The sequence below is a fragment of the Pseudomaricurvus sp. genome, assembly GCF_965662505.1.
Classification (GTDB): Bacteria; Pseudomonadota; Gammaproteobacteria; order Pseudomonadales; family Cellvibrionaceae; genus Pseudomaricurvus.
The window spans coordinates 1-12,313 of the sequence record NZ_CBFIHX010000106.1 but is presented as its reverse complement, the minus strand read 5'-3'; the positions used below and the strand labels follow the sequence as shown (position 1 = coordinate 12,313).

Annotated in this window: 14 protein-coding genes; 8 read left to right on the top strand and 6 right to left on the bottom strand. The window is 52.2% G+C overall.

The genetic code is table 11. The annotated features are described in order from the left end of the window. From ACTG33_RS13390 to ACTG33_RS13365, 6 genes are all read left to right on the top strand, one after another. The coding region (locus ACTG33_RS13390; protein WP_439135728.1) for a hypothetical protein at positions 1-205 on the top strand (205 nt) is incomplete at its 5' end. Continuing rightward, complete coding sequence (locus tag ACTG33_RS13385; protein ID WP_439135727.1) at positions 156-572, top strand: DUF3597 domain-containing protein; 417 nt, start codon at positions 156-158, stop codon at positions 570-572. The genes ACTG33_RS13390 and ACTG33_RS13385, both read left to right, overlap by 50 nt. A gap of 505 nt (positions 573-1,077) precedes the next feature. Further along, on the top strand, positions 1,078-1,764 hold the full coding sequence (locus ACTG33_RS13380; RefSeq protein ID WP_439135726.1) for a methylamine utilization protein: 687 nt from the start codon (positions 1,078-1,080) through the stop codon (positions 1,762-1,764). Between the two features lie 89 nt (positions 1,765-1,853). Continuing rightward, positions 1,854-4,202, top strand: a complete 2,349-nt coding sequence (locus ACTG33_RS13375) for a putative bifunctional diguanylate cyclase/phosphodiesterase (RefSeq protein ID WP_439135725.1) — start codon at positions 1,854-1,856, stop codon at positions 4,200-4,202. Then, complete coding sequence (locus ACTG33_RS13370) at positions 4,199-5,089, top strand: DUF3034 family protein (RefSeq protein ID WP_439135724.1); 891 nt, start codon at positions 4,199-4,201, stop codon at positions 5,087-5,089. The genes ACTG33_RS13375 and ACTG33_RS13370 overlap by 4 nt, the downstream gene beginning before the upstream one ends. Next, the gene (locus tag ACTG33_RS13365) at positions 5,089-5,523 is read left to right on the top strand and encodes a group I truncated hemoglobin (RefSeq protein ID WP_439135723.1); all 435 of its coding nucleotides are present in this window, start codon (positions 5,089-5,091) and stop codon (positions 5,521-5,523) included. Before ACTG33_RS13370 ends, ACTG33_RS13365 begins: the two co-directional genes overlap by 1 nt. 122 nt (positions 5,524-5,645) lie before the next feature. On the opposite strand, the gene ACTG33_RS13360 is transcribed toward ACTG33_RS13365, so the two are convergent. The 3 genes from ACTG33_RS13360 to ACTG33_RS13350 form a co-directional block, all read right to left on the bottom strand. Continuing rightward, positions 5,646-6,230: a DJ-1/PfpI family protein gene (locus tag ACTG33_RS13360; protein WP_439135722.1), complete on the bottom strand. Its 585-nt coding sequence runs from the start codon at positions 6,228-6,230 to the stop codon at positions 5,646-5,648. A gap of 3 nt (positions 6,231-6,233) precedes the next feature. Continuing rightward, the gene (locus tag ACTG33_RS13355) at positions 6,234-7,250 is read right to left on the bottom strand and encodes an alpha/beta hydrolase family esterase (protein ID WP_439135721.1); all 1,017 of its coding nucleotides are present in this window, start codon (positions 7,248-7,250) and stop codon (positions 6,234-6,236) included. A gap of 151 nt (positions 7,251-7,401) precedes the next feature. Then, positions 7,402-7,773, bottom strand: a complete 372-nt coding sequence (locus ACTG33_RS13350) for a DUF805 domain-containing protein (protein WP_439135720.1) — start codon at positions 7,771-7,773, stop codon at positions 7,402-7,404. Between the two features lie 208 nt (positions 7,774-7,981). Between ACTG33_RS13350 and ACTG33_RS13345 the strand changes: the two genes are divergently transcribed. Both ACTG33_RS13345 and ACTG33_RS13340 read left to right on the top strand, forming a co-directional pair. Continuing rightward, positions 7,982-8,731: a CPBP family glutamic-type intramembrane protease gene (locus ACTG33_RS13345; RefSeq protein ID WP_439135719.1), complete on the top strand. Its 750-nt coding sequence runs from the start codon at positions 7,982-7,984 to the stop codon at positions 8,729-8,731. 72 nt (positions 8,732-8,803) lie between these two features. Next, on the top strand, positions 8,804-9,190 hold the full coding sequence (locus ACTG33_RS13340; protein WP_439135718.1) for a DUF3127 domain-containing protein: 387 nt from the start codon (positions 8,804-8,806) through the stop codon (positions 9,188-9,190). Between the two features lie 104 nt (positions 9,191-9,294). On the opposite strand, the gene ACTG33_RS13335 is transcribed toward ACTG33_RS13340, so the two are convergent. The 3 genes from ACTG33_RS13335 to ACTG33_RS13325 all read right to left on the bottom strand — a co-directional run. After that, positions 9,295-10,368, bottom strand: coding sequence for an NAD(P)H-dependent flavin oxidoreductase (locus ACTG33_RS13335; protein WP_439135717.1), 1,074 nt, complete (start codon positions 10,366-10,368; stop codon positions 9,295-9,297). A 68-nt stretch (positions 10,369-10,436) separates the two neighbouring features. Continuing rightward, positions 10,437-11,303: a glutamate racemase gene (gene murI, locus ACTG33_RS13330; protein WP_439135716.1), complete on the bottom strand. Its 867-nt coding sequence runs from the start codon at positions 11,301-11,303 to the stop codon at positions 10,437-10,439. Between the two features lie 182 nt (positions 11,304-11,485). Then, a partial coding sequence (locus ACTG33_RS13325; protein ID WP_439135715.1) for an acyl-CoA thioesterase occupies positions 11,486-12,313 on the bottom strand: 828 nt, incomplete at its 5' end.

Genomic DNA, 12,313 nt, shown 5'->3' with positions numbered 1-12,313 from the left:
TACAGAAAATGATGGCGACACACAAGTTGTCGCCATTTCCTTTCTGCACCCCAAACTTCCTCTCGTCCTCACTCCCTGTGTGCTACCTTTTTATAGCCCTGTAAACAGATTCAAGCTCGCCACCACAAAAACACGCGACGATAAGGAATGCCACTATGGGTATGTTCAGCAGCATTTTGGAAAAACTGGGCTTTGGCAACGATGAATCCACAGCGCCGAAAGAAACCTCACCGCCACCGAGCCCTTCCAGCGAAGTACCCGCAGACCAGCCTCCGCTTGAACCGGGACTGGCTAAACCGGCCACTATGGAGATGGTGGATGTGGTTGCCAAACTGGAAGCCATGGCCACTGCCAGTTCTCAACAACTGAACTGGAAAACCTCGATTGTAGACCTGCTCAAATTGCTGGATCTGGACAGCAGTTACGGCGCGCGCAAAGAATTAGCCGCGGAACTGCATTGTCCGGCGGACAAAATGGAAGACTCCGCGCAGATGAATATGTGGCTACACAAAACCGTACTGCAGAAGCTGGCCGACAACGGCGGCAATATTCCCGCCGAACTTTTGGATTAATTGAACAGCGCCTGAGAAGCAACTTAGAACTGGGGTAACATTTTAGCTCTTGATGGGTGGACCATTCCTGCACCTCTGCAGCGGCCTCGTGGTCATGCTTCCGAGCAATTTACCACTGGCCACGCGATTCAATAGATGCGCCTGCTAAATTGCGCCAATATGTCCGCTGCTGGAAAGCCCCTTTGCAAACACTTTCCCCCGTCAATGCCATAGTGCTGCTGAACTAAGCCACCATGCCGTCTTTCCGAACCACCACAGGGCAACTTCCCGAACGCAGAGCCTAACAACTTCAAGTTTTTCCTTCAGTGGTTCGTCTACAGGCCGATATTACCTATCAGAGGCCTGTAAATACTCTTCTCGCAGCACTGCGGCAATCCGAACTGTGTCACTGCTGCATGGTGTTTAGCCAGATAAGAGCACCTTTTAGCTCCGTTATAAACTAAATTCGCCGGCCATCCGTAACCATTATTTTATGCGCTAATCTGCCCTCACGAGCTAGTTCAATATGATCACAACCCGTTTTCGCTCCCTGCTCGTTCTTGTACTGACTCTCCCTTTTCAGCTGGCATGGAGCGCCGATGTCACCCTGACCGTTACCGACCTCAAGGGAGAACCATTGGAAAACGCCTCGGTGTCTCTGCATAAGGTCGTGCAACAGCCCTCGTCAGAAGCTGCAACAAAAACCAGCCCATCAAAGCCGCTGACGGCGATAATGGATCAACAAGCCCAGCAATTTATCCCTTATGTGCTGACGGTGCAGGTGGACACGCTGGTGCGCTTTCCCAACAGCGATAACATTCGCCACCATGTGTACTCTTTCTCACCGGCGAAACGATTTGAGCTGCGGCTCTATCACGGCACCACCGCCGACCCCATAATGTTTGACGAGCCCGGCCGGGTGGTTCTCGGATGTAACATCCACGACTCTATGCTCGGGTATATCTATGTCGTCGACAGCCCATGGCATGGCACCACCACCACCAATGGTTCGGTCACCCTAGACGCAATACCTGCTGGCGAATACCAGCTGCAAATACAATCACCGCGCTTGAAAGACGCCGCTTTTCAGAACATACACGTCAGGCCTGACTCTACCTTTGAACACACTGTAACGCTGACTGACTTGCAGTCCGATCCCCGTTCTCGGCAACCCACCAATGAATTGGAACAACTGTTTCAAGCCGTGCCCTAATCAAACACTGATGGAGCACGCAATCAAATCAGTGAAAACACCATGAAATGCATTTTTGAACAATCACCCGCGACCGAAAGAGAGCTCACTTGATACGCATCAGCTATCTCACCAAAGTTCTGTGTCTGCTACTCGCGCTGGTTCTGCTGGTAGAGTTGTCGTCCTATATGGCGACTCGACTGGTGGTCAGGGACACCGTCACGAGCGACGCTCGCCAAGAGCTGCAGCGGGGTGGCCACGTATTTGCCGAACTCATCCGGGGACGCGCCGAGCAACTGACTCAATCGGCAAAGGTGCTCACCAACGATTTCGGTTTTAAAGCCGCGGTTGCCGTTGCCGACAAAGGCACTTTAGAGTCTGCTCTGAGGAACCACGGGGCCCGGATCAATGCAGACGTCGCTCTGGTAACCGATCAATCGGGCAACTTGGTGGCCAGCACCTTACCTTTGTCTGAGCAGAGCTGGAGCTATCTCTCTGGCCATATTCAGGGGTATAACGATGCCGATCGCCACTTTTTGTTGATGCTCAATCAACGCCTCTATCAGTTTGTCGTTTCGGACGTGCGCGCGCCCCTACCTATTGGCACCGCCGGACTGGGTTTCGAAATTGATGATCAAATGACCGAGAACCTTAAACGTCTGACTGGGCTGGACATCGCCTTCGTAAACCTTGGCTCTCCTGAAGTAGCCAGCCCGCGAGTAGGCGAAGCGCGCTACCTCAGTGGCACTTTGACCCACGAGGCAAAAACCCAGCTGCTGTCCTGGCTCGACAGCGACCAGCCTTCACCCAATCAAGTTATCACCACCGCACACAATATGATTTTGGTTCTTCCGCTGGCTGAACACCCCATACCTTTGGCTGCCGTACTACAAGTGCCGCTAGCGCAAGTGATGTCGCCCTTTACCGTACTGAACCAGCAGCTGCTTTGGGTCGCAGTGGGCTTTTCTCTGCTGGCAGGCTTGCTCGCATTGCTGCTTGCCCGCAGCGTCACACGTCCCGTGCGCGCTTTGGCCTCAGTCGCTCGGCGCATTGCCCGTGGCTCTTACGATGCCCCCGTGGCGGTTCACAGTCGTGACGAGCTGGGAGAGCTGGCTCAAGGCTTTACCTTGATGCAGGGAGCCATTGCCGAGCGGGAACAGCAGATACTGCACCAGGCCCACCACGACCAGCTCACAGGCCTGATGAACCGCAGCCAGCTATTTTCGACACTGTCGGATGCGATCCAAACTGCGTCCCACGCCGATAAACACTTCGCTCTGGTCGTCCTCGATATCCACCACTTTACCCGTATCAACGACGCTCTCAGCCCTGAGATCGGCGATCGCGTACTGGCAGAAGTCGGACGACGCCTGGCAGAAGCCGCCAGACCCGACGAACACGTGGTACGACTGGGCAGTGACGAATTCGCTCTGCTGTTATGGCTGACGGAAACCGATGCTATTCCTCAACGTACCCGCGCCCTTTTAGAGCTGTTCTCGAAACCCGTTCACCCGGAGAAAGACATCACCCTGACCGTGGAGGTCAATCTCGGCCTGGTAGGCTGCCCTCAGGACGGCGACCAACCAGAGCTGCTGTTGCGGCGTGCCAACCTGGCATTGGCCCAGGGCAGGCTCAGTCGGCAGCGGGTGACCCGTTATCAGGATGGCTGGGATGAACGCCACCTGCGGCGGCTGGCACTGTCCGGTGAATTTCGCCGGGCGCTGCTCGACAACCAATTGCAGGTCTATTACCAACCCAAGCTCTGGTTGAATAACAACATCATCGGGGCCGAAGCACTGGTGCGCTGGCAGCATCCGCAAATGGGCATGATCAGCCCGGATGAATTCATTACCGTTGCGGAAAACACCGGTCAAATCGGTCTGCTTACCCGCTATGTACTGCGTACCGCCGTTCACTCGGCAGCGAAGTGGCCAGTCCCTGTGCATCTGTCGGTCAATCTCTCCGCTCTGGATCTGCTGGACGATACCCTGCCCGGTTTCCTGCACGCCCTACTGCACGACAACCGTTTTGCCGCCAACCACTTGTGTCTGGAGATTACCGAGAGCGCCATTATGCAAGAGGCCGAAAGAAGCCTGCACAATCTGGAACAGTTGCGCCAACTGGGGCTCACCCTATCCATTGACGACTTCGGCACCGGCTACTCCTCTTTGTCACAATTGAAGAAGCTGCCGGTAGAAGAGTTAAAAATCGACAAATCTTTTATTCTCAACCTGGACGCAAACGAGGATGACCAATTGATCGTGCGCTCTACCATCGAACTGGGACACACACTGGGCCTGGCCATCACCGCCGAAGGTGTAGAAAACGCTGCCGCAGAAGCCCGCCTGACAGCTTGGGGCTGTGACCGGGTACAAGGGTTTTACTACAGCAAGCCTCTGCCTCAGCAGGAATTCCTGCAATGGCTGGCAGAGCATCAAACACGCGAGGCCAACTTATGAGACTGAGCCATCTGTTCTGTCTGCTGACGGGATTAACCCTTGGCACCAGCCTTTGGGCCGAAAAAGGCCAGCCCGGTCTTTTGTCAAAAGAAAGAAGTCGCCTGCTGGCGACCGGTGGCGCCACCACTCTCGAAGGCAGCGCCGGCGGTGGCATTGTGCCCATGGCCGTGCTGTCCGGGTACGGCACCCGCGAAGAACACGGCGGTACACTGACGGCCAGCTACGTCCACACCGGCGACTATGAGCTGGCTGTGATCGCTGGCAGCTGGAGCTGGGCCAACCGGCTCGAGGTGTCTTATGCCGAGCAACGCTTGCAACACCGGGCTCTGTCAGAGCAGCTGGGCGTCAAACCCACCCATATTAAGCAGCAGGTGTTGGGCGCCAAAGTTCGACTCACAGGGAATTTGATTTACACCCCCTGGCCACAAATCAGCGCAGGCTTGCAGTACAAAAAAAATCAGGACTTCCTGATACCCAAAGCCGCCGGCGCTCTGGATGACTCCGACACCGACTATTATCTCAGTGCCAGCAAGCTGATATTGGCCGGCGTCGCCGGTCACAACCTACTGCTCAACGCCACCGCCCGCTACACTCGCGCCAACCAAATTGGCCTAGTCGGCTTTGGCGGTGATCTCAACGACGACCGAGAATGGATGGCAGAAGTTTCCGCAGGGCTGTTGCTCAACCGCTACTGGATGATCGGTGCCGAGTACCGGCAAAAACCGGACAATCTATCATTTATAAAGGAAGACGATTGGCGCACCGCCTTTGTGGGCTGGTTTCCCAACAAACACGTCTCGGTGGTGGCCGCCTGGGTCGACCTGGGAGAAGTTGCCACATTTGATCATCAAACCGGTTGGTACCTGTCGGTTCAGGGGAGTTTTTGATGCGTCGTATCCGCTTTTCTTTTTTCATCGTCAGCCTGCTACTCGCCCTGTTGAGTTGCAGCAGCCAGCCACAACAGAACCACACTCTCTATCAGGCACTGGGAGCCAGCGAAGGGGTTGAAACCATTGTCTACGATTTGATTGTCCGCATTGCTAAAGATGACCGGGTGGTTGAACGCTTTCGTCATGTCGACATCATGCGCTTTAAATCAGGACTGGAAACCTATATCTGCGCCGTCACCGATGGGCCCTGTGACTATAACGGAGACTCCATCCGCATCATTCACGCCGGCCACCACTACACCGATACGGAGTTCAATACCATCGTTGAATTGCTGATTGAATCCATGGAGGCCGCCGAGATACCGACAGCCACCCAGAACCGTCTGTTGGCACTATTAGCAAAGGACTATTCGGACGTGGTGTATCACTAATGAGGCGTAGGAGCCAGGAAACGTAGGAGCAGGACACAGTAGCGAGGACAGGCACTCAGTTATAGCCTTGGATTAGTGTCAGAACAATAAACCGGGCGGTAAGCGATTAATTGCTCGTGGAATTAATGGTTCTCCGTCCAGGCAAACTCCATTTGTCGAGCGGTCTTTTCGGCCAGTTCACGACTGTGCAAACGACTGACCAAATGGAGACTCATATCAATGCCTGCGGAAATGCCGCCCGAAGTGATCACCTCACCGGTATCCACCCAGCGAACATCCTTCACTAATTCCAGCGCTGGAAACTGCTCCTCCAGTGACTGAAGATCCTCCCAGTGGGTGGTCACCCGCCGATCATTTAACACACCCGCGGCGGCCAGTAAAAACGCTCCAGTACACACAGATGCCACCAGTTGGGCAGTTTTAGCCTGCTTCGTGATCCAGTCCGTCACCGGTAACTTATTCATCTCTTTCGTATGCACACCCCCGGCGACCACTAGCACATCCAGCGGCGGATGATTGCGAATACTGTAATCCGGCTGTACACGGTACCCTGCTCTTGCGGTGACCCAGTCGCCGGTTTCACCGATCAGGAATACGGTAAACGGGCTGTCTTCATCGCACACTCTTGATGCCGTCGAGAACACTTCAAACGGACCGGAAAAGTCCAGAACTTCCGCCTGATCGTAAAGGTAAATTCCAATGTTCATCCACTACCTGCTGTCGCCATTTTGCGAGTTGTTTAGCTCTTCCCGACTGCTGCCAGCATCCTTTAAACCGTTAAAGAAGCCCCAAATTTCATCCGCCGCTTCTATCTCCGGTGCGTTACCGCCGAACAGACGACCAAAGTGCACCTGCGGTGAGGGCACCACATGGCCGGAGTTCCAAAGCTTGTAAAGTCTCACCGTCTCGCCGTTGGCCAACCACTCTGTCACTTCTGCCGCAGGCTCACTGCTGTGCTTGCGAGCCACCTGCCACTGACGAGCAGGCTCAAAAGGTACCCCCGCCAAATTGCGCCAGTAGCGAATCGTCTGCTCAGACGACAGAACGCTCCCCCGGGAGCTGTCACCCATCAGCTCGACCAAACCACCCTCATAAGGATTGATAGGGTCATTGGTACCGTTAAAGACAGCCACCGACATCGGTTTTCCACTGGCCCCACAATCGTTGTTTTCATTGACGGGCATACTGGCCGCAATCGGTGCGATAGCCCGGATCAGCTCCGGCGTTTCCAGCGCCAGGCGATACGCCATATGCCCACCATTGGACAACCCCGTCACAAACACCCGCTGCTCATCAATAGCATGACGCTGTTTGAAATAGGCCACCATCGCAGCAAAGAATGCCGGATCATTAATGTTTTGCGTGTTGGCGCTGTAACTGGCACTGGCTCGACAATCATTCCAGTGATGTTCAAATCCGTCCGGATACACGGGTATAAAATTTTCTGTCTGCGCCAGACGCTCAAAGCCGTAGGCCGTTTGCCAGCGAATATCATCGCCGTGCCCCATAGAACCGTGAAGCACAAACACCAAGGCCGGCTTCTCACCAAGCGTCTCTGGCAAGTAAAAAGAAAAGCTCCGATCCAGTTTGCTCACCATCAAGCTATCGCGCTGCAACTGCCCACTCTCGGGTGGCTCAGCCGTGGTGTATGCCCGAATAAAATAACCGTACAGCCCGGCCAGAACCAGGCCAAGACTCAGTAGAATGCCCAGGATCCATTTAAACATCAGCAAACCTCGTTACTTTTATTATTGTTAACGACAACACCAACCCGCTGATCCCTCTTCAAATAAAATCACAGGGAGAAGACTGAGATGAAGCCGTTTCGACGATGTGGCTTCACCTCAATATCAAATTGCTGACACTATTATGCAGCAACTATGCAGCAACCTCTTTAGGGTTTGGCCCGTAGTCGTTCTCGCCCGGCGAACTGTCCTGAACAAAGAAAATAATCAACACAATCGCACCAATGAGGGGAATCAAAGCCAACAGCAGCCACCAGCCTTTACGGCCAGTATCGTGCAGTCTGCGAATGCAAACACCGATTGCTGGCAGTAACACAGCCAACGAGTAAATAATTCCCAAGGTACCTACACCCGTCGTCGGATCGAATGTTCCAAACATCGCATCAACAAACGCTAAAATGATGGAGGCGATAATATTGAAAAGGGCGAAAAACCAATACTCTTTTCTCCTCGCTCTACCACTAAAAACAGCATACTTCTTCAATACATCCAGGTACCAATTCATACGTTCTCCTTTTATCGGCTTCATGATTTATCCAAACAGTAACGAAGCCACCTTCACTGCCTGATTGATTGTTTCAGGCCTCCAATATATCGAAGATAAACCCATATAACCATATGCCTTGAAGTTGCCGGTTTCTCTGAGTTTTTAATCTATACTGATGAAGCTATCTCAGCAGCTGAACAAACATGAGCGAAAAAAGGGAAATGCCGTGAAGAGTACAAAATTTTATCGACTCGAGCGGGAAAGCGCCGGGGATCTCCCCTTCTATCAAGGAAGTCCGGTTTCCCTGTCAGGCGGCCAATGGTTGATTGTACTAGCCGGAGTGGCTCTTGGGTTTATGGCTTTGATCATCCCTGTGCCAATCTATCAAACGTTTCTCGGCGGTCTGATACCGGCCGTGCTCTTTTTCGCCATTCCTTTGGGCGCACTATTCCTCGTCGCAGGCAGTGGCTGGCTCGCCATCTTCCGGCCACTCAAACTGTCGGATTTTGCCTTGATGCTAGCCGTCGCGCTTGCCAACCTTGTCGTGTCCCTCATTGTCGTATTATTGATCCGCACACTGTTTGACATGAATGCCAACCCAATAGGCACCCTGCTGTCAGACTTTAGCGGACTGGAACGGGTTATCTTTTACCTGAAAACCATTCCGCAGCTGTTTGGCGAGGAAGTGGTTTCAGTTTTACCCTTTCTGGCGGTGTTGTGGTTTTGCCATGTAAAACTCGGGATGAGTCGTGGCAAGTCCCTATTAATTGCCTGGCTGAGTGCCGCCGTAATATTCGGCGCGCTTCATCTTCCCACCTATGGCTGGAACTTTGTTCAATGCTTCCTGGTGATTGGCACTGCGCGGCTGGTGCTGTTGACGGGCTACCTGATTACGAAAAACATCTGGGTATCCACCGGGGCTCATATCCTCAATGACTGGATAATTTTTACGTTTATGCTGATCGCGGGCGGCTAAAGAAACACTGGACGGGCTCAGATCTATTGCTGAAATGTGTTAACATAGTGCCCTAGCTATCAGGGTGTAATTATGTCAAACAGTTTCGAAACACAGGGTGTTATCCACTCCATAGGTGACACCACCGAGTACGGTAATAACGGCTTTATCAAACGCGAGTTTGTGATCAGAGTAACCGGTGAAGGGGTCAATGACGCCTATCCCAACTACCTGGCAATGGAGCTGGTGAAGGATAATTGCGGCATCATGGATGCCTATAGCATCGGCGATGAAATCAAAGTGCACTTTAACCTGAATGGCCGCCTCTGGTCGCCCCCCGGCAAACCGGAGAAATGCTTTAACAGCTTGCAGGCCTGGCGCATTGCGTCTTTGTCACAGGCCAATCAGAACAGCAATGTGCCTCCGGGTTTTGATCAGAGCCCACCGCTGGATGCTTATGATGATGACGTACCTTTCTGACAGTAAGGTACTCTTCAACGTATAGTAGAACTTGTCAACGTATAACAGAACTTGTCAACGTATAGCAGAACTTGCGAGATTCACCCGCACAGTTCTACCCGGCCTCACAGCTGTGATTCACTCTCTGAGGCCCGCCACTCTTTGACCAACTCTTCGACCAGATCAGCCGCCGGTAATTCACGCGCAAACGGCGCCCCCTGCCCAGCCCACTGCACGGTAAAGCCCGAATGGCTTTTTTCGGCCGCGGCAGCCACTAACGCCTTACCGGCGTCGTAGGCGATGGGGTAATCAGGCCGCACGGGCGCACCGTCATCCAACTCTTCGTAGAAACGGTTACGCAAACCTCTGGCGGGACGGCCAGAGATGTTGCTGGTAATGCGTGTGTGGTAGGCACTCTCGCTCTTCAAATTACTTCGGTATTGATCATTAGCTGCAGACTCAGGACAGAGAATAAAGGCCGTCCCCATTTGCACTCCACACGCTCCCAATTGCATCATGGTGTGAATACCCTGGCCATCCATAATACCTCCGGCCGCAATCACCGGAAGATCAGTCTCGCGAACCACCTGTTGCAGTAACGACAGCGTCCCCAATTCATCATCACCGTTTTTGGGATCGAACACGCCCCGGTGTCCCCCCGCCTCCATACCTTGAACGACGACAGCATCCACTCCTGCGGACTCCGCTTGCTGTAGTTCGATAACTGACGTTATGCAGGACAAGGTAATAATACCGGCATGGCGAAGCGCATCGATGACATCACGGGGCGGCATACCAAAATGGAAGCTAACAACGGCAGGTTTCTCTTCGATTAGCATCGCCAATGTATCTGGCGACTGCAGAAAGCTGGCATAGATCTCATACAATCGACTTGGAGGTTCCTTATCGAACTCGGCAAAACGAGGAGCCAGATGCTCCAACCAGGCAGCTTCAACCTCTGGCTGGAGGCTCGCCGGCTGATGACAAAACACATTCACATTGAAGGGAGCGTCAGTTAATGCACGAGTAGCCTGAATAACAGACCGGGCTTGCTCCGAAGTACTCGCACCAATTCCAATGGATCCCAAAGCGCCGGCGTTGGAAACCGCTGCGGCCATGTCAGGCGTAGAGACGCCCACCATAGGAGCCTGAATGATGGGATATGTAATACCCAACTTATCCTTAAAAAAATTACTCACAGAAACCTCCAGCTTGTCGTGTGATCATCAAGTCGATCTTAGTCTGGAAACGAACACCGGGTTATAAATCACACCAATAGAGTTTCAGGCACTTCAAAAAACTCAGGCACTAATAACCAACCAATCGTTTGCTGTATAAATCGCTGCGCAAGATGCACACTTCCAGTCGTCATCATTTGAATATGTTGAGTAGAGTGTACAGCAGGCATCAAGGTCGAAATATTATCTACCGCGAGCAGTTCACCCGTCTTTAATTTTTGATGCAAATGATTCGCCACTGCTTCTGCAGGATTAACCAATGCCACTTGCGCCCCAACGACCCGAAGAATTTGTTGTTCTATAAACGGATAATGAGTGCACCCCAACACCAACTGATCGATCCCTTGTTGCCGCATAGGCTGGATATACTCACTCAACAAAGCATGCAAGCTATCGGACTCCAAATCATTGGCTTCGATGTACTCCACCAACCCGGGAGTGGCGCAACTCACCACTTGTACAGAGCCCTTTACCCGATCCAGTAATTGCTGATAGCGCTTGCTGCCCAATGTACCGGTTGTAGCAATGACTCCCACAACGCCACTGAGCGTTTTTTCAATGGCGACTTTAACACCCGGTTCAATCGCAATAATAGGAAGACTGTACCGTCGACGAAGATTATCGACAGCTATGGCGGTCGCGGTATTACAAGCCAGCACTATGGCTTTGGCACCCTGCGCCACCATCATAGCAACAACATCCTCAACCCGCTGTTCAACCCACTTTTCCGGGCGATCTCCATAAGGCGCATAGGCTGAATCGGCAAAATACAGAAGACGTTCATTAGGCAGGCGTTCATAAATCGCCTTGAGAACAGACAGCCCTCCAAACCCTGAATCGTATACCCCCACAAAGGGAGCCATATCGGGAGAACGACTGGAAGATAACCGTGACATACGTTGAATCATTCATTAATGAGAGGGAAGCAGATCGGTAAATCTGAATCCATCATAGCGAAAAAGACTGAAACCGTCTGTATCCTCCAGACACATGAGAACAAGCAATTCGATCAGCAAGACGTTTAGTGCTTAATAATGCTTTGAGTATTTAATACTATTTCAGCAGCCCGGTCATTAACCTACAGATCTTTCAACCGAATCAATCCCTCTTGAGCTACTGAAGCAATTAATTCACCCTCCCGAGTGTAAATACTGCCCATGTTCAAACCGCGAGAATCGCCACTCCAGGGAGAATCCATCACGTACAGCAACCACTGGTCGACTCTAAAATCTCGCGAGTGCAGCCATAATGCATGATCGATACTGGCCGTCATGATATTTTTATCCGACCACAGCATGTCATGAGGTCGGCCACACGTGCTTAACAATGTTAAATCTGTTGCGTAGGCCAGAATACTCCGGTGTAAATCGGGAGACGTCGGTAAAGATTCCCGAACTTTAAACCATACCGTTTGCGTGGCCTTTTTCTCACATCGCAGAAAATGAGCCTCTTCATTAATGGGCCGAACTTCAACAGGGTGATAGGTATTGATCATATCAAAAAAGACATCTGACACTTGGTCACGGTACTTCACCACCAATTCATTTTCATTGAGTAATCCTTCAGGCCCGGGTATATCAGCCAGCATATCCTTTTGATGATGCACACCCTTCACCGACGTCTGAAACGACGTAATCAAATTAAAGATGGGCTTATCATTTTGCATCGCCACCACGCGGCGGTTGCTAAAATTACGGCCATCCAGATCCCGATGCACTTGATAGTGAATAGGCAGAACGTTCTCACCGGGACGAATAAAGTAGTTATGGCAAGAGTGTACCTGTTTGTCCTCCGATACAGTTTTAGACGCCGCCATTAAAGCCTGACCCAACACTTGACCACCAAACACCCGTCCCTGAGAACCCGTGATACGATGCCCAAGAAACAGATCATCACTCACCAAATC

What these genes read in the sequence shown, in the direction of transcription:
- murI (WP_439135716.1), bottom strand. Translation starts at nt 11,303, where the DNA reads ATGTCACGGTTATCTTCCAGTCGTTCTCCCGATATGGCTCCCTTTGTG.
- ACTG33_RS13350 (WP_439135720.1), bottom strand. Translation starts at nt 7,773, where the DNA reads ATGAATTGGTACCTGGATGTATTGAAGAAGTATGCTGTTTTTAGTGGT.
- ACTG33_RS13370 (WP_439135724.1), top strand. Translation starts at nt 4,199, where the DNA reads ATGAGACTGAGCCATCTGTTCTGTCTGCTGACGGGATTAACCCTTGGC.
- ACTG33_RS13385 (WP_439135727.1), top strand. Translation starts at nt 156, where the DNA reads ATGGGTATGTTCAGCAGCATTTTGGAAAAACTGGGCTTTGGCAACGAT.
- ACTG33_RS13365 (WP_439135723.1), top strand. Translation starts at nt 5,089, where the DNA reads ATGCGTCGTATCCGCTTTTCTTTTTTCATCGTCAGCCTGCTACTCGCC.
- ACTG33_RS13355 (WP_439135721.1), bottom strand. Translation starts at nt 7,250, where the DNA reads ATGTTTAAATGGATCCTGGGCATTCTACTGAGTCTTGGCCTGGTTCTG.
- ACTG33_RS13380 (WP_439135726.1), top strand. Translation starts at nt 1,078, where the DNA reads ATGATCACAACCCGTTTTCGCTCCCTGCTCGTTCTTGTACTGACTCTC.
- ACTG33_RS13340 (WP_439135718.1), top strand. Translation starts at nt 8,804, where the DNA reads ATGTCAAACAGTTTCGAAACACAGGGTGTTATCCACTCCATAGGTGAC.
- ACTG33_RS13360 (WP_439135722.1), bottom strand. Translation starts at nt 6,230, where the DNA reads ATGAACATTGGAATTTACCTTTACGATCAGGCGGAAGTTCTGGACTTT.